The organism is Lysinibacillus sp. NPDC056232 (assembly GCF_042267565.1).
Lineage (GTDB): Bacteria > Bacillota > Bacilli > Bacillales_A > Planococcaceae > Lysinibacillus.
On the sequence record NZ_JBHJTF010000041.1, the window covers coordinates 27,394 to 45,607 of the forward strand.

An 18,214-nucleotide genomic window follows, 5' to 3' on the forward strand; every position below is an offset into this window, starting at 1 on the left:
AGGGGTTTAGCTTTTGAACGAAAGCTTTATTCAATTTATTTATCCTCTTGTATTTCCATTGCCTTTTGTAGTTCATCCTCTGAGGACGTAACTCCCAGAATATCGAGCAGGAACATGAATAATGGAATACCAATAATTAATCCCCATACACCGAGGAAATGCTCTGAGAAGAGAATGACGATGAATGTATAGAAAATTGGAAGATTTGTCTTGGCAGACATCAGCTTTGGATTTAAGAAGTATGCCTCCATAGCATGCAGTACCATAACAATAACTAAGATATAGACGATGTACATTGGACCACCGATACTGTATGCAATTATAGTTAGAGGAATCAAGGACATGATGACCCCTGCAACTGGCACCAATCCCAGTATAAAGAGCATAATCCCCAGTGCAATTAAATGCGGGAAGCCCATAATGTATAAAGCAATAACAGATAAAACACAGTTGATAGAGGCAATAATGAACTGCGCCTCAATCACTTTACCGAAAGAACGAATGAATATCTTTGAGAAATAATGTAATTCATCGTAGAGATGGCTCATTTTGCTATCTTTAAATTTTGCTGTAAATTCCGTAATACGTTTCTTCTCAAGTAAAATAAACAAGCTCAAAATCAGTGCAATGAATATATGCAAAATGATTTTACCAATATTCGTAAGATTTTTCAGCGTAAGGTCTACACCCTGCTCTAAATATTTACCCAGTTCGATCTTATCAAAGGTTGGAGCTAAATACCTTGCAATCTCGTTATCATTTGGGTTGAGACTAAAGCTAGCAATAAGATCAAAGAGCTGTGTTATTTGTTGAGTTACGACAGGTAAATACTTGTAGATAATAGCCACAATACCTGCGACAAGTAAAAGATAGAGGGTAACTGTCACAGCCTTCTCGTTCATTCGTGTGTATTTTCTAATCTTTTTTGTTGTCTTCGTGGTAAGTTGATTCATCAAGTAAGTAATAATGAATGTGAGAAGAATAAGATTAATCATACTTCGCATCAAATATAGTGCAATAGCGATCCCAACTAGGATTATAAAACGTTTAAATCCGTGGCTTCGAAAGAAATTACTCATGTATTCACTCCTTCTACAAAACGGCTTCGCTGCCTTTACTGCCTGGGTTTCGCTATCAAATGAACATAAGCAATTAATAAATTGATGTAAAACATTACGTATCATTCTTATGTAAATGCCCCCTTCATTGGACTATTATTCCCATTATCACTTAGAAAAAGACTTACATGCATGCCGCTTTATAAGTCTTATAAGAAATAAATAAATCCAAGGAGCGAAAAGAATTGTATGTCTTATCAAATCAGAAATTAATGATAGTACTTTTGCATTTTATTGAAAGCTGTATCAGCGTTTATAAGCCTTAATTCTATTATTCTATTATAACCCTTTGAACACTATCATAGCCAATGTAAGTTCTTTTGAGATGGTATTAAAATTATAATTTTTTTCTTTAGTTTCGGGTCTTCGCCAAAGTATTCACTTGACTCCAGGAGGACGCTTTTCACGAGGTCTGAGCCTCCCTCCGGTTCCATGTGCTTTCATTCCTTTCAATCAAGAACAGATTTGGTATTGCTCCTTAGTGTCAGTATGATATTCTTATTAAAATTTTAAACTGAAAATAATAGAAAAGACGGAATTTGTGAAAATTCTAAGAACCTCGAAGGACATTCATAATAAATTGCTCCCTATGAACATCAAATTGAAGTAACGGGTCCATAGAATATCTGGACAAATAGGATGGAGAAAGATGGGACTGCACCCGAAGTGCTATTAGCTCAAATGAAGTTAGCATTAGAAATATCCGCAAGAGTCTTGAAAATGCACATATGGAACTTCAAGATTTAACGAAGATAGTCTTTTTACTTATTTGGGGAAATTAATACGGCACAAAGAAAGCAAATTATAAATGACTTTCTTGGCGATGCCTTCTGCAAAATCAGCGCCTGGGCATATAAGGGAATTTAACTTATACTATGTTGTCATTAACAAGAATGTGCGTCCAGATCTATATTAAATTTAGTTAGAAAAACACCTCTTTAGAGCAAAAGAGGTGTTTTTCTCATTTATAGATCTTCATTTTTAGAGCCTATTTTAGCGTGCTTGTACCCATAGACTATGTATATAACTAAACCTATCGCTAACCAAATCATAAAGCGCACGATAGTAAATAACGGCAGACTAAATATTAATACAATACATCCGCCAACCCCTATAGTTGCTACAAGCCATAGCGCAGGTACTTTGAATACACGTGGTTGATCTGGTCGTGTATAGCGAAGAACAACGACACTAACTGTTGTTAAAGCAAAAGCAGTTAAACCGCCGATGTTAGCAAATTCCGCTAATTCTCCGATTGATAAAAATCCTGATAAGAGAATACCTGTTCCAACCACAATTACAGTTGATAATACAGGTACCCCTGTTTTTTTATTTGTTTGTGCAATACGTTCTGGCAGAAGCCCATCACGGCTCATTGCAAACAACACTCGCGTCGCACTGGTTGTATTTGCAATCATCGTAGCAAGCAATCCAAAAATAACTGATACTGCGATGATCGCACCTCCCCACTGAATACCAACAGATTGTAATGCATACACTGTAGGATTTGGAACATCCAATTCAGGGAATGGTACGATACCTGTTAATACTAGTGCAACAAATGCATAAATAAGTGTTAATACACTCAAACCACCAATTAAAGCTTTTGGTATTGTTTTTTGTGGATTTTTCACTTCTTCCAGAACAGTTGTTACACCATCAAATCCAGTAAAGGCAAAGAACACTAATGCCGCTCCCGCCATTACACCTGACCAGCCAAACGGTGTAAATGGTGTCCAGTTTACAGGGTTAACGTGAAAAGCCCCGATAGCAAGGAATAAGACAATCGCGCCGACTTTTGCCATTGTAAATAACATATTTGATCGACCAACATTTTTAATCCCGCTCATTGCAATCCAAGCTACAATAAGCCAACCAGCCACAGCAGGTAGATTTACAACCCCACCATGAGCAATATCTTTTGTTAAAATTCCTGGCAAGTGAATACCCACAGATTGTAAAAATGAATCGACGTAGCCACTCCAACCAACTGCGACTGTACTAGAAATAACGATAAATTCCAATAGTAAATCCCAACCGATGATCCAAGCAATAACTTCACCTAACGCAATATAAGAATAGGTGTACGCGCTCCCTGCGACGGGCGCCATCGCTGCGAATTCGACATAGGCTAATCCAACTGCAATTGTTACAAGTCCCCCAATTAAGAAAGAAACAACAACACCAGGACCTGCATGTAGAGCAGCTGTAGTTCCTGGCAGTACAAAAATTCCAGCTCCTATTGTAGCCCCTAGTACATACAGCAATAACTGTAACGACCCTAGTTCACGCTTTAGTTTAAAACGTTCGACTTCAGTTATTTTATTGGCTTGCTCGATCGACTTCCTTCGTAAAAAATCCGCCATAATAACCACTCCATTTCCAATAAAAAGCTAATTTATGCATTTTTACTAATAATCAGTATATTAGCTATTTTTTCTAATCGAGTCAACATTTAGATTATTATAGCAATTTATCTGTTACTAGAAAACGAGTTAATCGACGCATTCTTTTATATAAAACTTTTATCATACTATTTTACTGGAATTGTGACGATAGCTGATGATTCAACTTCCATATATGGTGTTTCTAAAATATGAATAATTGGTTTCCCAGCATTCGTCTGATAAGACACTTGAAATTTATTTGGTCCTTTTGCATGAGCATACTCTGTGATTAGGCTTTCACCCGATTCCGACTTAACATCAATAGGTATTAGATTCTCATTATAAGGAAAATCACTATCGACATAGAAAGACAGCGTAGCTTCCTGGCCCTGATTTGTCACATCTGTGATAACCAAATCCCCCATCTCACCTTGTGAGATTCGTTGCGGTAATGTATCAGCAAGTGGAACAATTACATCTTTAATTTCAGCGCCAAACGGGCGGAAATAGTAAGCAATCTTTATTTCAGTAATATTTTTATTTAAAGGCTCTACTAAGTACATATAAGTTGTGCTTTTGTCATCACCACTTCCTGATTGATGCAACACTGTCAGTGGGGTTCCGTTTTGGTCCATTATAGTAGCCTCTACCCCGGCCTTTTCGGAGAACAATTTATCCATAGTAGCAGCAAATTTCACCTTTATTTTTGTCGATGTTGTTGAAGCCTCCACACTTTCTACACCAAATGGGATGTCATTAACTTTCCCTGATTGACCAGCTACTAATTTATGACTATCATTTTTTACTTTTTTGATAGGTGTAGAGAATACCCATTCTCCTTCTGTTGATCCTACTTGTAAAAATTTTAACGTTAAATCAAATTCATCGGGTAATTCTTCGTTGATAGGAAATTCCCATAAACCACGAAATCCATCTTGATCTTCTAAGACCCGTAAACTTTCCCCCGTATTGAGTTCTCTCCCATTAACATACAAAAAGCCTGGTGCTATATCCATATATTCTGGCATTGAAAAAATCACATTCAAACGTGTACCATCATATACAATCTCCTCCACTGTAATGGCTATGCCGTTACTAGTTACTGTTTTATTTAATTTCACCTTATTCTCATCAGAAAGCGCCGTTTGTAGCCCTTTATCATATTCTACGATATTATACATAAAGCCAATAAGTGGCACATCTGCTAGGACATTTGCCATTTTAGGAGAGATAAAACCAGAACCCAAAATCAAAGCTACGCTCGCTATACTGGAAACAATTGCAGTTTTCCAGACTTTTTTGCTTTTTTGCTTTTCTGGGCGCATTCCTTTTTCAATAGCTTGATCAAGTTTTTCTACTGGTACGTCAATGTTATTTATGACTTCTTTAATATTGTTCTCCATAAAGCTCCCCCTCCTTGTTTAGATATTTTTTTAACTGCTGAATACCTCTATGCACATTCGTTTTGACTGTCCCCTCTGGACAACCTAATAAATCTGCAATTTCTTTTATTTGCAAATCTCGATAGTATCTCAATAAAATAACGGTTTTATATTTTTCCTCTAACTGTTCAATGGCTTGTAATAAATCTAGCTTTTCATCGTTAGTTGAAATTTGTTCTTGCTCCAGCTGTTGTTCAAGGAGCGGAACAATCTTTTGATTTTTACGTAGCATTTCTAATGCTGTATTTATCAAAATTCTCATCAGCCACGTGGCAAAATACTGCTCCTCTTTCACTGTATGGATATTGGCATACGCCCTTGCTATTGTCTCCTGCACCACATCTAATGCATCATTTTCATTTTTCATATAAATATAGGCCATCTTATATAGTTTTACTTTTTCTTCCTGTAATAGCTCTATGAACGCTTGATTATTCCCTTTTTTCGCATCTGACAATAATGACTTCACTTGCAATTTTTTCACCATCCTTTCTTGTTTCTATATGTTAGATGCTGTAAATATGTAAATCGTTTCAATAAAATAAAAAACGCGGGCATAAAAATTCTCCTCTAGAAAGTATATCTAAAGGAGGATTAAGGTAACTGCAATCATTCCCCAATCTAGTAACACAATATTAAAGATGATATTGTACAAACTATATAGAAGTTAGGAGAGGACAAAATGGATTCCTATGAAGTATCGACATTAAAAAAAGGCCTTTTGATTTTAGATATATTACGTCAAAAGCATTCTCTTACATTAACTGAAATTATGGAAGAATTATCAATGAATAAGACGTCCGTTTTTCGCATGCTTTATACGTTAGAAAAAATGAATTATGTTCTTAAATATAATAAGTATTATCAATTAAATCCGCATATTTTCAGGGATGAGCACTTATATTGGCACAAAGATATCCAATGGGCGTCTCTCGTAGCGCCATATCAATTAGCCCGCCAAGAAGAAATAACTACTTATATTGGTATTTTGGAAGATGGTGAGATGGTGATAAAAAATGTAATAAGGGAGCCTTTTGAACAGCCTGCTTTTCATGCAATCGATACTCGGACACCTATGCATTCAAGCGCGCTAGGAAAAGTAGTATTAGCTCATCTGTCACCTAAAAAACAACGTGAACTATTAAATAGTATTGAACTTAATACCTTTACAACAAAAACTTTCTATGATTATGGTCTATTGATTCCTCATTTACAGGTCATTAAAGCTCAAGGTTATGCTGTTGATAATGAAGAAACGAATGAAGGTAAATGTTGTATTGCCGTTCCGCTTTATGTGAATGAAGAAGTCATCGGGGCAATTGCTTTGCACGGTTCGACGAATCAAATTAAGAAAACTGCCATTCGGTCATTTGCAAAAAAGTTAGGCGAGGCAAGTCAGCAATTGACGGAAGAAATTCATTATCTTTTAGCATGATGCTAAGGCCTTTGGGAATTTTTTATTCGCCCTTTATTTGCAATTAAAACGCACTTGTTTCTATATATGAAACTATAACGATGTATGTTGGTAAAATATTTTTTTTACTCTATTCTGTTTACAGAACAACGAGGAGGTAGGAATATGAAATTTCATACTTTTAAAAAAACAAATATCAAGATTTCCGAAATTGGTCTTGGGACAAATGCTGTAGGTGGACATAACTTATTTGAAAACTTAAATGAACAAGATGGGAAGGAACTAGTCTCAGCTGCACTTGACTTAGGGATAACTTTTATTGATACAGCAGACGTTTATGGAAAAGGGCGTTCAGAAGAACTTGTTGGCGAAGTATTAAAAAAATACTCCAGGGAGGATTTCGTTTTAGCAACAAAGGGAGGTAGGCATTGGTTTGAGGATGGTTCAGTAAAAACAGATAATCATCCGCACTATCTACGTGGTGCATTCGAAAGTAGCTTGAAACGACTACAAATGGATTATGTAGATCTTTACTATCTACACTTCCCTGATAACGAAACTCCTCTTGCGGAGGCGATTGGTGAATTGTCACGCTTAAAGGAAGAAGGAAAGATCCGAGCAATAGGCATTTCAAACGTAACATTAGAGCAACTTATAGAAGCAAATGTGCATAATGAAATTTCTGTCCTACAATCTCCTTACAATATGTTAAATCGTTCAGGAGAACAGGATTTATTGCCATACTGTATAAAAAATGAAATTTCATTTATTCCATACGGTCCACTTGCATATGGCCTACTTGGTGGAAAGTATACAAAAGACTTTAAGCTAGGTACTGGGGACTGGCGAATTTCGAATCCTTTATTCCAAGGCGAATTATTTGAACAAACATTAGTAAAAGTAGAAGCTTTAAAAGGAATTGCAGAGGAAAAGCAAACGACATTACCAAATCTAGCGCTTGCTTGGTTATTAGCCCAAGATGGCGTTGATGCAGTTATTCCAGGTGGGAAACAAAAAAAACAAGTGGCCAACAATGTGAAAGCATCTGATGTCCTATTAACAAACGAAGATTTAGTGAATATAGAGAGAATTTTAATATAAGTTTAGAACACAAAAATGCGAAAATGCTGTTATATCAACATTTTCGCATTTTATTTTTAATCGGGACGTTCTATCTCAAATATATCACCAATTTTTGCGTAATTTGAGCCTGCTAGTCTGCTAACTGCTTTTAGTTTTCTTGGATCAATTCGCCCTTCATTATAAATGGTCTCATCTATATGATATTGTACGACTTCACCAATAAACAAATCACCTGTCTGTTCGTCACCATTCATTAAAGGAATCGTCTGTACTAAACAGCATTCCATTCGAACCCTTGCTTCTTGAATACCTGGTACAGATATAAGTTGGCTATCGATTAATGTAAATTGTGCTCGATCAATTTCACTTTCAGTTACAGGTAAGGAAGCTGCCGTTTCATTCACCTGCTTAACATTATCCTCATCTACAATATGCACAACAAATTGCTGCTGATGATGGATATGGCGAGCGGTATCTTTTAAGCGCCCATTTGGTCTTTGAACGGCTAGAGAAATCATCGGTGGATTGGAAGACACGATATTAAAAAAACTAAAAGGTGCACCATTGATAATCCCTTGCTCTGACTTTGTCGTAACAAAGGCAATAGGTCTCGGAATAATACTGCCAATCAATAACTTGTAATTCTCACGTTCCGTATTTTTCTTAGGATCAATTGAAATCAAACGTCCCATCTCCTTTAATCAAGCGCACGCACTTTGATTGGAATTAATGTTCTTTCCAATTGTTCACGATGCTGTTCGTATTGAGATGGTAACATTAGTTGGCTACCCATTGTCTCAGGTGTCTCATCATGAGCGAATCCAGGTGGATCTGTCGCAATTTCAAATAAAATCTCACCGGGTTCACGGAAATAAATCGCATTAAAATAATTACGATCTTTCACTTCGGTTACATGTTGTCCATGATTCATTACATACTCTTGCCATTCTAGGTGATCCACATTATCCTGTGCTCTCCAGGCAATATGATGAACTGTTCCAACGCCCATTTGACCGCGCATACCAGGAACAACTTTTAAATCTACTGTATTGCCAATATCTGCGCTGGATTTGTAACGAGTATACTCGCCTTCTGTTGCTACTTTTTCAAGCCCCATAACTTCAGTTAAGACCTTTGCTGTCTCTTCTGGATGACTTGAATACAGTGTTGCACCGCCAAATCCTTTAATTGCAACCTCAGGAGTTACTTCACCAAATGTCCATTCATTCAATTCACCTGCTGCACGTGCAACTAATTCAATATGAAGTCCGTGTGGATCATCAAATTGTACTACTTGTTCACCAAAGCGTTCAGCTTTTTGGAATGGAATAGTGAATTTTGCAAGACGATTAATCCAAAATGGTAGTGCTCCTTCTGGTACAACATAAGTAGTTACGCCAACTTGACCATCACCAATACGACCTTGATAAGCATTTGCCCATGGAAAGAATGTAATAATTGTACCAGGTTTACCACCTTTGTTGCCAAAGTAAAGATGATATGTGCCAGGATCATCGAAATTTACCGTCTGTTTAACTAAACGCAAGCCTAATACACCAGCATAAAAATCAATATTTTCTTGTGGATGCCCTACAATGGCTGTGATATGGTGAATACCCGCAGTATGTTTTTTCATGTTAACAAGCCCCTTCATGACTAAATGTATTTTCTCACCTATACTTTACCCAATACCGTTCTACCTCAATCTTTAAACAGGATTATCGAATTGTATATAAAGCTTTTGACCAAGGAATTAGTTGGTCTAACATTTGGTTAACAGAATCTGTTTGCACTTCTTTTGGTTTAAAATCAGTACCATTTTCAAAGTCTGTGAATAGTGACAATGCTGGATGTACACGGACATCTGCAATTAAAAGTTCGCCCATAATACCACGTAAATGTTCAGCTGCTCGTGCACCACCTACAGAACCATAAGAAACAATACCTGCAGCTTTGTTATTCCATTCTTCACGTAAATAATCTAGTGCATTTTTTAGAGCACCTGTAATAGAGTGATTGTACTCTTGTACGATAAATACAAATCCATCTTGTTTTGCAACAATTTCTGACCAAGCTTGAGCGCCTGAAGCGTCTTGCCCTGGTTCACCTAGTAAAGGTAATTTGTAATCTGCGATATCAATAATTGTATAGTTTGCATCTCCACGTTGATCTGCGATTTCTTTTACCCATTGTGCTACTTGTGGACTTACACGACCTTCACGTGTTGATCCGATAATAATCCCGATATTTAATTCTGCCATTGTTTTTTCCTCCTCTTTTTTTGAAGCAAATAATTTATTTAAAAAACCCATTATGATTACCTCCTTATGATGTAAAAAGTTAAACTTTCACATGGGTTAAAAGGTTCGAATTCATTTATCTTGAATTTAGTTATCTTGAATTCGAGATAATAATAACACGATGGTTTAATTTACGTCAACAAGTTTGTTTAAGTTTTAAAAAAAGCAGAGATGCTTGATAACAGCATCTCCGCTTCAGTGTGTAAAAATTAATATGGCTCCTCACTATAACGTGGGTTGATTTCCGTTCCGACTGGGCGCTTTCCCGGGGGCGTCCGATGAGCCCCAAGGAGTCGCCCAGCCTCCACTACAATCAACTTTTTATAAAATACATACGTCATCCTCAACTTTTGGTGATTAACTTTTAAGATGTAGAAATAAACTTTTGCCTCCGAGAATATCATTTACAACTAATGCAGTGACTCCGCATTGTCCTTTGTAGGATTATCTATACTCCATTTCGAGCTAGATTGAATGGACCAGGATTTTTTAAAAGCTCTTAATAGATCATTTTCTGTATACATTCCTCAGCGCCCTTTTATCAATATTTGTATTCAAAATGGTATGTCATCGATTTTAATAGGTGTTGTTCTACCTAAAATCCAATCTTCTTTGATTGCACCATAAACGATACTATCTGTTACAGTACCATCTGCATTTTCCCAAGCATTTCTTAAATAGCCCTCTTTTACAAAACCTGCTTTCGCAAAACATTTTCTCATACCGATATTATCAACTCTCGTATAACCCTCGATACGAATCTTATCTTTTTCTCCAAACAGGTAATCTTGTAACCAAAGGAGTGTTTTTACTCCGTATCCTTTTCCTCTAAAGCGTGTATCTAAACGGATATCGAATAATGGGATCGTATCACTTATGTCATGAATGATCATAATCCCGACCTTTTCTTCATTATCAATTATCCAATGCGTTTCGCGATCGCTGTGATAGTATCCTTCTGCATACCCTTCTCGAACGGATTCCTCTTTCACATATTGATCAGTATGATAAATCCACTTGTTTTGAGTTAATAACTCCACTAAATCTTCAACTTCATCTCCTAAAAGTTTATATTCCATTCATACCATCCTCCAATGAATAAAATAGGGCTCATTTCTATAACGTGGGGTTAGATTAAGTAGTGTACAATGATACGTTGCTTTTAAATTCTATGTTTTTCGAATAGTATTCACAACAAATATCATATACTTTAAAGAAGTGTATTTTTTTGGTTAATCACCAAAAGACAGGGACGACATTTGTTAAAATGTTTATCATGTATATAAGTTGATTGGAGCGCAGCAAAGCGGCAGCTACAAATGTTTTCTGTAGCGAAAGCAAAGCGGCAGCTACAAAGCGCCCAGTCGGAACGGAAATCAACCACACGCTTTGGTGATAGGCTATATTTTTGTTAAATTTACTTCATGGATTAAAGTTCATGACTATGAAATTATGAAGGGAAAACTTATAAAGGAAATAGGTGAAAACAAAAATGAAAACAATCCCCATATATAAAGCTATATTAGTATGTTTATTATTAATTCCGTTCAATCTATTTCTACCAGTCTCGCAAATTTCCGCCGCAGAAAAAGACATTAAGAGTACTATAGACAATTACGTTGAAAACTATTTGAAGGAGCAGCGTATTCCAGGGGCATCTATTGCTATTGTTCATAAAAATGATATCTTTTACTCCAAATCGTGGGGCGTAACAGGAGAATCTGAAGAAAAAGTAACTACTGAAACTCCATTTGCAACCGGCTCTATTAGTAAATCATTAACAGGCTTAGGCATCATGAGATTGGTTGATGCAGGTATCATTCAATTAGATGATCCCGTTCAAAAGTATATGCCTTGGTTTACTCTGAAAGATAAACAAGCCGCTTCCCAAATAACAATTAAACATTTACTTACCCAAACAAGTGGGATAAGCACTTATTCAGGTTTATCTATATCAGACAATGAATCTAATGATTTGAGTGCTATAAAGGAAAATGTAGAAAGTTTATCGAATGTTAAGCTGACTGCTGCACCAGGAGAAAAGCATCAGTATAGTAATGCTAACTTTTCTATTCTTGGCGCTCTCATCGAAGAAGTGACCAATCAAACATTTTCTGAATATATGGAGGAACAAGTTTTTTCTCCATTAGGGATGAAAAATGCAGCCGCTAATAGTAGCATGGCCTATGAAAAAGGATACTTATCTGGCTATCAATCATGGCTTGGTCATCCTGTAAAAAGCACAGTCACCTATGATAATGGAGGGACACCGTATGGATATATAACGGCAAGTGCATCAGATTTGGTGCAGTACATTAAACTTCTTAGTCAGCATAAGCATAACAATTTTTTAAGTAAAAATGCGATGAACCTTTATATATCGCCTTTTGTTCAAACTAGTAAATATCGATATTACGGCCTTGGTGTACGCATCTCCTATCCAGAATCTAAAGAAGAAATGATTTGGCATTCTGGTTCAAATCCTGACGCACGCTCAGAAGTATTTTATATACCAGAAACCGATTGGGGCGGTGTGATTCTCACTAACAAAAGTCATATATTTGAGGAAAAGTCACTTCTATACTTGAAACAGGGGATTATAGATATTTTAAATGGAAAAGAGCCCGTTGACGCACCTAAATATAAGCCAACATTTCAAGTCATAATAATTGCTATAATATGTTTACTTTTCGTGATGTTTATTTATCTTTTAATAAAAGTTAAAGCTAAAAAGGTGAATAAAAGAGGCGTGTCGCGTATATTCGGTTTTATACTTTTAGTTTTGGCCATTATCTCAATTCCATTATTAAGCTATAAAACAGAAACACCTTGGCACACTATTAGATATTTCGCTCCTGATATTGCATTTTTGACTATAATAGTAGTTACTCTTTTAACATTGAATGGCTTATTATCTATATATATTTCATTTAAACGACGACAAAAAAGACAACTTCTCTAAGTAGGAGTTGTCTTTTTTAGTTTTATGTTTGTATTATCGAGGAAAAAGCTTTTATCTAAAATTGATTATTTATTGCCCTGACCGTAACCTGCTTCCGAGGCCATAGCATCAGCTTTCGTAACATGTACTGTACCAAATGGATGGTTAGGAGGAGCGTATATCGAATAAAGCTTTAGTGGTACATTTCCTGTATTTGTGACGTTATGCCATGTTCCAGCAGGCACTACTACAGCATTATTTTCATAGACCTTTTTTTCATAGTTTAAATTACTTTTACTTGGGCCCATCTGAGCATACCCCTCACCCTGTTCAATATATAAAAATTGGTCAACATTTGGGTGTACTTCTAACCCGATATTATCACCAACATTTATACTCATTAAAGTAATCTGTAAGTTCTTTCCTGTCCAAAGAGCCGTACGATACGTATCATTTTGCTTAGCCGCATTTTCAAGATTGATGACAAGTGGCTGAGCTCCATAATCTTTTAATTCAATACTTCCATCATTGGAAAAACGAGAAGGTTCCGCGCTGTTCGCATACCCTATCTGATAAGGAGGTGTCCAATAAACAAGCTGATCTCCGTAGTTATACATAGGCATGTTTCCGTAATAAGGAATGTAGTACATTTTCTCAATCCCCTCACACATTATAAGAATATCCTATGCAACTTGCTAAGGGAATGTACTTCAATTGCAAACATCATAACACTTTGAACTACCAATAGCTTTAAGGAATTTACTTGTTACAAAGGGTCTATATATCAAAATTCTCTTAATGAATTAACGATGCTCTTAAAGTAGTTATTCCGTTTTCTAAATACCCCTTTAAGCAAGTTAATGTATACACCCAGCCTTCTTTTTGTTCCATCATTTTTGCTATTACGTCCGGGTTTTCTTCCTTTAGTCCTGATTCAACTACTTTAATAACTGTATTTGAATCCTCGCCTGTAAGTGTAATTGTAACCACCGTTCCGTTCCCATGTTCTTCTCCCCAAGTAAACACAATAGTCCTATTTATCTCGATATCAAGCACAGTAATAACAACCTCTGCTTTATACTCATCATATTTTAAAGTAAGCTTTTTCTCCTTTTCCCATCTATCTGAACTACTTGAGAACCAAAAGTTCCCGATTTTATCTGGAGATACAATAGCTTCAAATACCTCACTGGCAGGCTTATGGATTTTTAATTTGGTAATTATGTTAGTATTCATTATTAATCATCATCCTTTTATCAATTATGCTCAGCACAAAAACATTTGCTGAAAGAAGTTAAACTCTTTCTAGAATTTCCCCATTTCCTTCTTTACTATTCTCACACAGTTTTTTATTCGCCATTAGTAAGGTTATATTTTGAAAACGTAGTATAAAATAAGGTATGATTCTCCAAAATGAAGAAATGCACTTCGTGAGGTATGTTTAACACTAGCCTTGTAAACATTTTCTTCAATTCGATATTCCCCCTGATAAAGGACATACTAACAATTATAGATTTATCACAAACGAACATTCCAAAAAGTATATAAAATGACTAGAACTTGATATAGTATGTATTTAGGAAATAATCAATTTGTTTTGGTGGTGTATATATGAAGAAGTTCAGTATGGATTTTTTAATGATTACGGTCGGAGCGCTGCTTTTTGCACTAGCTGTAAACTTATTTGTTATACCTAATGATTTAGGTGAAGGTGGCGTAACAGGTGTAACAATCATCTCCTATTATTTATTTGGATGGTCGCCAAGTATTGTGAGCCTTGTGTTAAACGCAGCTTTATTAGTAGTTGGCTATAAATTTTTAAGTAGACAAACGACTATTTATACGATTATTGCAGTATCCCTTCATTCACTGTTTTTACATTTAACAGAATCGTGGTCGATTTCTTCAAATGAAATTATCGTGAATACTATTTTTGGTGGAGTGTTCGCTGGAGTTGGCATAGGCTTAATCATAAGAGTTGGTGGAACAACAGCAGGTTCAACAATCTTAGCTAGAATGACAAACAAATATTTAGGCTGGAGTATTAGTTATGGTTTATTGTTTTTTGATTTAATTGTTGCTTTTTCATCTTATTTTATTATTGGGGCAGAAGCATTAATGCTTACTATTATTATGCTTTATATTGGAACAAAGGTAATGGAATTTGTTATTGAAGGTGTAAATCCCAAAAAAGCCGTTACGATTATTTCGAAAAAACCAGAAGAGATTGCCAGTCATGTGAATGGTTTTATGAATCGAGGCGTGACGGTCCTATCAGGTCATGGTTATTATACGAAGGAGCAAAAAGAAATTCTGTATATTGTCATTAGTAAACAAGAAGTTGTAAAACTGAAGAAAATCGTCAAAGAAATAGACTCGGATGCTTTTATTGCTATTCACGATGTACGAGATGTCTTTGGACATGGATTTATTGAATTATCTAAGGCGTAATTAAGAAACTGAGAAAACACCTTTTGTTGAAAATGGGTTTATCCTTATCAACATAAAGGTGTTTTTTTATTGAACTTTTAGCTACCCATACTTCAATGATCCCCATCTCCCCTAACCTGTAGGGAAATTTCAATAATCCTATCTAAAAGTTTTGTATAAGTAATTCCTGCCGAGGATGCGCTTTTCGGCAGTAAGCTGTTTTTTGTCATCCCAGGCAATGTGTTAACTTCCATGACATATGGGATTCCATCCTTGAGCATCATATCGATTCTGGCATAAACACTGCATTTTAATGCGCTATAGCAACCTTTTGCGGCTTCAGCAACACGTTCATGTATGGCAGGCGGAAGTTCTACTACCTCCTCTATCGTAGCGGCATCCTCATATTTCGCTTTATAGTTAAAGAACTGCGCTGTATGGCGAATTGAAATAACCGGTAATAGCTCCCCGTCCAAAATGGCGCATGTTATCTCTTCACCCTCTATATATTTTTCAATAATGATTTCTGCATCCCATTTGAATACTTCCGCAACTGCTGTTAGTAAGGCATTCTTATCGTTTACTATTTTTACCCCTACACTGGAGCCACCCGAATTAGGTTTAACTACTAACGGATACCCCATTTTATCTAATTCATCTAACTGAAGCTCCTCGCTATTCGAAAGATAAAGCCAATCCGGTGTCTCAATGCTTTCATAACGTAGAATTTTTTTCGAAATATTTTTATCCATACAAATACTGCTTGAAAGTATACCACTACCTGTATATGGAACACCCATAGTCTCTAGTACACCTTGAATTGTGCCATCCTCTCCAAACTTGCCATGTAGTGCTAATAACGCAATATCGATATCTTTTACCTTTTCGATAAGCTCTGCCGTGTTATTTTCATTTAATTTAATAGCTATGGCTTCGTATTTACTCTTATCTAAATGAGCAATCATCTCTTCTCCTGTCATGATAGAGACCTGCTTTTCAGAGGAAACGCCCCCCATAATAACGCCAACTTTCATATGTTCAACTCCCCATTTCATTTTTCAAGGTATCACCAATAATCTTAATACCACGCACAATATCCTCTTCTTTTAGCCGCGAAAATCCTAGTCGAAATGTGTTACTGCCTTCACCATTGCTATAAAAAACGTCACCAGGATAAAAAACAACTCCCCTTTGATAGCACTTCTTCAATAGTGTACGAGCATTCATTCCTTCTTCTAGCTCAATAAAGAGATGAAGTCCACCATCTCCTGTCATTCTTTTAAAAGGAATGTATTGATTGCACGCTTGACGGGCTAGTTCATATTTTTTCTTATATACGAACTTAGCCTTTTTCAAGTATTTTTCAAAATAACCATCCTGTAAATATTGATAAAGCACAGCCTGATCTAGTGTTGATGTATGAATAGTACGTGCTCTTTTCATACTTTCCAAACAGTGGATAAGTTCTTTATCTGCTAATATCCATCCAACACGTAAGCCAGGAAAAAGAATTTTAGAAAAGCTACTGATATAAATAACATTGTTGCCCTCACCGATAAAAGTCATTAGCGGTGCTAAATGCGAGCCTGAATATCGTAATTCCTCGTTAAAGCCATCCTCAACAATTGGAATTTGATATTGTGAAAAAAGCCTAATAATTTCAGCTCTTTTTTCAGAGGATGTAACAATGCCTGTAGGATTATGATAGGACGGGATGAAGTAGGCAAAATCAAATTCCTTTTCCGATAAGCTTTTCTCAACTTGTTCAATATCGACACCGTCATCCATCATGTCGATTCCGTGGATATCAAATCCATGTAACCGAAAAAGCTTTAATGCTGCATGATGAGTAGGATTTTCGCAAATAACACGTCCAGATTTTTTTGCTAAGGAGGATAATAAAATATCCAATCCCTCGGTAAAGCCATTCGTAATCAAAATATCCTTATTGGAAATATCTACACCCTTCATTTCCATATAGTGAAGAAGGTATTCGATTAAAGGTTTATAGCCCTTTGCGTATCCGTAATTCAAAACGATATCCCCTTCAAGGGACATCCGGGTCAGAAAGGCTCTCTTAAAATTTTCAACATCAAAAAGCTTTTCTTCGGGGGCAACACTATTGAAGGAAATCATCCCTTTTTCCCAGTGAATATCTTGCTTCATTAAATCTAATTCATCCGCTAACAAAGTAACGTTATTAAGCCTCTGCTTCCAATTAAATTCGACAGATGAAGCTTTCAACGTTTCGACTTTTCCTACAAAATTCCCTTTTCCTTTCACAGCATAGATCATGCCCTCTTGCTCTAAATCTGCATATGCATTCAGTACCGTATTTCTACTGACCGATAATAATTTACTAAGTTCACGGGTAGACGGAAGCTTCTGATGCTCCAGCAAGTGTCCCTTCATAATCTTTTCTTTCAAATAATCTTTTAATTGAATATAAACCGGACGATCATTGATAAGCTTAAAATCATTAAACACTTCCTTGACCCCCTTGCTTTATTTTTGCATAACTTTATCTCACTCAAAAGGTCCACAGTATAAGGTTTTTCCCTTCCTAGTGGTATGGTCTGACTCGCAAAAAAATGCAATCCTTCAAAACGAAGAATTGCACCTATTATAGGCTAATTATTATTTTAATTCTTGATCATGAACCGTTGTATATTTAATAAATTCTAATTGAATTCTTTCAAAATATTCTTCGTCTTCATATAGTCTTAAGAGTTGAAAGGCTTTCTCTAAGAAAATTGCTGAGTCTTTGTAGCCAAGATGAAAATGACAAATAGCTTTTCTTGAAAAATGTAGGGCTAGTATATAGTAATTCATTTTTCTTTTATACTGACTTAATGAATCATTAATAATAGAAAGGGCTGTAGAATAATCTCCGCTCATTATTACTAACAGTGACAAATTTATATTAAACGCAGATTTTAATAAATCTGTATCTCTAAAACTATTATATTTGTTTAATCTTTTTAGGACATTTTCTGTAAATTCTATTGCTATATCTACCGGAAATAGAAATAAAACCGTGTTGATCAAACGAATATCACTCAAATACCACTGATCATATTTTGAAATACGCTCCCAAAT

Annotated in this window: 18 protein-coding genes and 1 pseudogene; 4 read left to right on the forward strand and 15 right to left on the reverse strand. The window is 35.9% G+C overall.

The genetic code is table 11. From position 1 onward, the window contains the following. Positions 1-35: 35 nt before the first annotated feature. The 4 genes from ACFCYJ_RS22655 to ACFCYJ_RS22670 form a co-directional block, all read right to left on the reverse strand. Positions 36-1,079: an AI-2E family transporter gene (locus ACFCYJ_RS22655; RefSeq protein WP_376077334.1), complete on the reverse strand. Its 1,044-nt coding sequence runs from the start codon at positions 1,077-1,079 to the stop codon at positions 36-38. 1,004 nt (positions 1,080-2,083) lie between these two features. Then, positions 2,084-3,484, reverse strand: coding sequence for an amino acid permease (locus ACFCYJ_RS22660; RefSeq protein WP_376077337.1), 1,401 nt, complete (start codon positions 3,482-3,484; stop codon positions 2,084-2,086). Between the two features lie 167 nt (positions 3,485-3,651). Then, positions 3,652-4,908: a DUF4179 domain-containing protein gene (locus tag ACFCYJ_RS22665; protein ID WP_376077340.1), complete on the reverse strand. Its 1,257-nt coding sequence runs from the start codon at positions 4,906-4,908 to the stop codon at positions 3,652-3,654. Further along, positions 4,892-5,434: a sigma-70 family RNA polymerase sigma factor gene (locus ACFCYJ_RS22670; RefSeq protein WP_376077342.1), complete on the reverse strand. Its 543-nt coding sequence runs from the start codon at positions 5,432-5,434 to the stop codon at positions 4,892-4,894. The genes ACFCYJ_RS22665 and ACFCYJ_RS22670 overlap by 17 nt, the downstream gene beginning before the upstream one ends. 195 nt (positions 5,435-5,629) lie before the next feature. Here ACFCYJ_RS22670 and ACFCYJ_RS22675 point away from each other — a divergent pair, with 195 nt between their 5' ends. Together ACFCYJ_RS22675 and ACFCYJ_RS22680 are read left to right on the forward strand one after the other, a co-directional pair. Then, a complete protein-coding gene (locus ACFCYJ_RS22675; protein WP_376077346.1) occupies positions 5,630-6,382 on the forward strand; it encodes an IclR family transcriptional regulator in 753 nt (250 codons plus the stop codon). 144 nt (positions 6,383-6,526) lie between these two features. Then, positions 6,527-7,462, forward strand: a complete 936-nt coding sequence (locus tag ACFCYJ_RS22680; RefSeq protein WP_376077349.1) for an aldo/keto reductase — start codon at positions 6,527-6,529, stop codon at positions 7,460-7,462. Between the two features lie 56 nt (positions 7,463-7,518). On the opposite strand, the gene ACFCYJ_RS22685 is transcribed toward ACFCYJ_RS22680, so the two are convergent. The 6 genes and pseudogenes from ACFCYJ_RS22685 to ACFCYJ_RS22705 all read right to left on the reverse strand — a co-directional run bounded on the left by ACFCYJ_RS22685 (position 7,519) and on the right by ACFCYJ_RS22705 (position 10,823). Then, complete coding sequence (locus ACFCYJ_RS22685) at positions 7,519-8,127, reverse strand: flavin reductase family protein (RefSeq protein ID WP_376077352.1); 609 nt, start codon at positions 8,125-8,127, stop codon at positions 7,519-7,521. A 14-nt stretch (positions 8,128-8,141) separates the two neighbouring features. After that, positions 8,142-9,080 carry a ring-cleaving dioxygenase gene (locus tag ACFCYJ_RS22690; RefSeq protein ID WP_376077355.1) on the reverse strand — a complete coding sequence of 313 codons (939 nt, stop codon included), beginning with the start codon at positions 9,078-9,080 and terminating at the stop codon, positions 8,142-8,144. Between the two features lie 82 nt (positions 9,081-9,162). After that, positions 9,163-9,756 (reverse strand): NADPH-dependent FMN reductase, encoded by a 594-nt coding sequence (locus ACFCYJ_RS22695; RefSeq protein ID WP_376077358.1) that lies wholly within the window; start codon positions 9,754-9,756, stop codon positions 9,163-9,165. 197 nt (positions 9,757-9,953) lie between these two features. Next, positions 9,954-10,085 (reverse strand): hypothetical protein, encoded by a 132-nt coding sequence (locus ACFCYJ_RS22700; RefSeq protein WP_376077361.1) that lies wholly within the window; start codon positions 10,083-10,085, stop codon positions 9,954-9,956. Positions 10,086-10,128: 43 nt separating this feature from the next. Beyond that, a pseudogene (locus ACFCYJ_RS27490) lies at positions 10,129-10,268 on the reverse strand (YunG family protein); the annotation flags it as partial. A 30-nt stretch (positions 10,269-10,298) separates the two neighbouring features. Further along, on the reverse strand, positions 10,299-10,823 hold the full coding sequence (locus ACFCYJ_RS22705) for a GNAT family N-acetyltransferase (protein ID WP_376077364.1): 525 nt from the start codon (positions 10,821-10,823) through the stop codon (positions 10,299-10,301). Between the two features lie 413 nt (positions 10,824-11,236). On the opposite strand from ACFCYJ_RS22705, the gene ACFCYJ_RS22710 reads away from it, so the two are divergent. Then, positions 11,237-12,706 (forward strand): serine hydrolase domain-containing protein, encoded by a 1,470-nt coding sequence (locus ACFCYJ_RS22710; RefSeq protein ID WP_376077387.1) that lies wholly within the window; start codon positions 11,237-11,239, stop codon positions 12,704-12,706. A 65-nt stretch (positions 12,707-12,771) separates the two neighbouring features. Here ACFCYJ_RS22710 and ACFCYJ_RS22715 read toward each other — a convergent pair whose 3' ends face one another. After that, a complete protein-coding gene (locus ACFCYJ_RS22715) occupies positions 12,772-13,335 on the reverse strand; it encodes a cupin domain-containing protein (protein ID WP_376077366.1) in 564 nt (187 codons plus the stop codon). Positions 13,336-13,480: 145 nt separating this feature from the next. Further along, the gene (locus ACFCYJ_RS22720) at positions 13,481-13,921 is read right to left on the reverse strand and encodes an SRPBCC domain-containing protein (protein ID WP_376077369.1); all 441 of its coding nucleotides are present in this window, start codon (positions 13,919-13,921) and stop codon (positions 13,481-13,483) included. Positions 13,922-14,296: 375 nt separating this feature from the next. On the opposite strand from ACFCYJ_RS22720, the gene ACFCYJ_RS22725 reads away from it, so the two are divergent. Continuing rightward, positions 14,297-15,136, forward strand: a complete 840-nt coding sequence (locus ACFCYJ_RS22725; RefSeq protein WP_376077372.1) for a YitT family protein — start codon at positions 14,297-14,299, stop codon at positions 15,134-15,136. 92 nt (positions 15,137-15,228) lie between these two features. On the opposite strand, the gene ACFCYJ_RS22730 is transcribed toward ACFCYJ_RS22725, so the two are convergent. From ACFCYJ_RS22730 to ACFCYJ_RS22740, 3 genes are all read right to left on the reverse strand, one after another. After that, a complete protein-coding gene (locus tag ACFCYJ_RS22730; protein ID WP_376077375.1) occupies positions 15,229-16,149 on the reverse strand; it encodes a D-alanine--D-alanine ligase in 921 nt (306 codons plus the stop codon). Between the two features lie 4 nt (positions 16,150-16,153). Beyond that, complete coding sequence (pdxR, locus tag ACFCYJ_RS22735; RefSeq protein WP_376077378.1) at positions 16,154-17,602, reverse strand: MocR-like pyridoxine biosynthesis transcription factor PdxR; 1,449 nt, start codon at positions 17,600-17,602, stop codon at positions 16,154-16,156. A 150-nt stretch (positions 17,603-17,752) separates the two neighbouring features. Beyond that, positions 17,753-18,214: Rgg family transcriptional regulator (locus ACFCYJ_RS22740; protein ID WP_483869491.1), on the reverse strand; the 462-nt coding region annotated here is incomplete at its 5' end.

Bases quoted from the DNA above. Each gene is read 5' to 3' on its own strand.
- ACFCYJ_RS22655 (WP_376077334.1), bottom strand. From the start codon at position 1,079: ATGAGTAATTTCTTTCGAAGCCACGGATTTAAACGTTTTATAATCCTA.
- ACFCYJ_RS22660 (WP_376077337.1), bottom strand. From the start codon at position 3,484: ATGGCGGATTTTTTACGAAGGAAGTCGATCGAGCAAGCCAATAAAATA.
- ACFCYJ_RS22665 (WP_376077340.1), bottom strand. From the start codon at position 4,908: ATGGAGAACAATATTAAAGAAGTCATAAATAACATTGACGTACCAGTA.
- ACFCYJ_RS22670 (WP_376077342.1), bottom strand. From the start codon at position 5,434: ATGGTGAAAAAATTGCAAGTGAAGTCATTATTGTCAGATGCGAAAAAA.
- ACFCYJ_RS22675 (WP_376077346.1), top strand. From the start codon at position 5,630: ATGGATTCCTATGAAGTATCGACATTAAAAAAAGGCCTTTTGATTTTA.
- ACFCYJ_RS22680 (WP_376077349.1), top strand. From the start codon at position 6,527: ATGAAATTTCATACTTTTAAAAAAACAAATATCAAGATTTCCGAAATT.
- ACFCYJ_RS22690 (WP_376077355.1), bottom strand. From the start codon at position 9,080: ATGAAAAAACATACTGCGGGTATTCACCATATCACAGCCATTGTAGGG.
- ACFCYJ_RS22695 (WP_376077358.1), bottom strand. From the start codon at position 9,756: ATGGGTTTTTTAAATAAATTATTTGCTTCAAAAAAAGAGGAGGAAAAA.
- ACFCYJ_RS22700 (WP_376077361.1), bottom strand. From the start codon at position 10,085: ATGACGTATGTATTTTATAAAAAGTTGATTGTAGTGGAGGCTGGGCGA.
- ACFCYJ_RS22705 (WP_376077364.1), bottom strand. From the start codon at position 10,823: ATGGAATATAAACTTTTAGGAGATGAAGTTGAAGATTTAGTGGAGTTA.
- ACFCYJ_RS22710 (WP_376077387.1), top strand. From the start codon at position 11,237: ATGAAAACAATCCCCATATATAAAGCTATATTAGTATGTTTATTATTA.
- ACFCYJ_RS22715 (WP_376077366.1), bottom strand. From the start codon at position 13,335: ATGTACTACATTCCTTATTACGGAAACATGCCTATGTATAACTACGGA.
- ACFCYJ_RS22720 (WP_376077369.1), bottom strand. From the start codon at position 13,921: ATGAATACTAACATAATTACCAAATTAAAAATCCATAAGCCTGCCAGT.
- ACFCYJ_RS22725 (WP_376077372.1), top strand. From the start codon at position 14,297: ATGAAGAAGTTCAGTATGGATTTTTTAATGATTACGGTCGGAGCGCTG.
- ACFCYJ_RS22730 (WP_376077375.1), bottom strand. From the start codon at position 16,149: ATGAAAGTTGGCGTTATTATGGGGGGCGTTTCCTCTGAAAAGCAGGTC.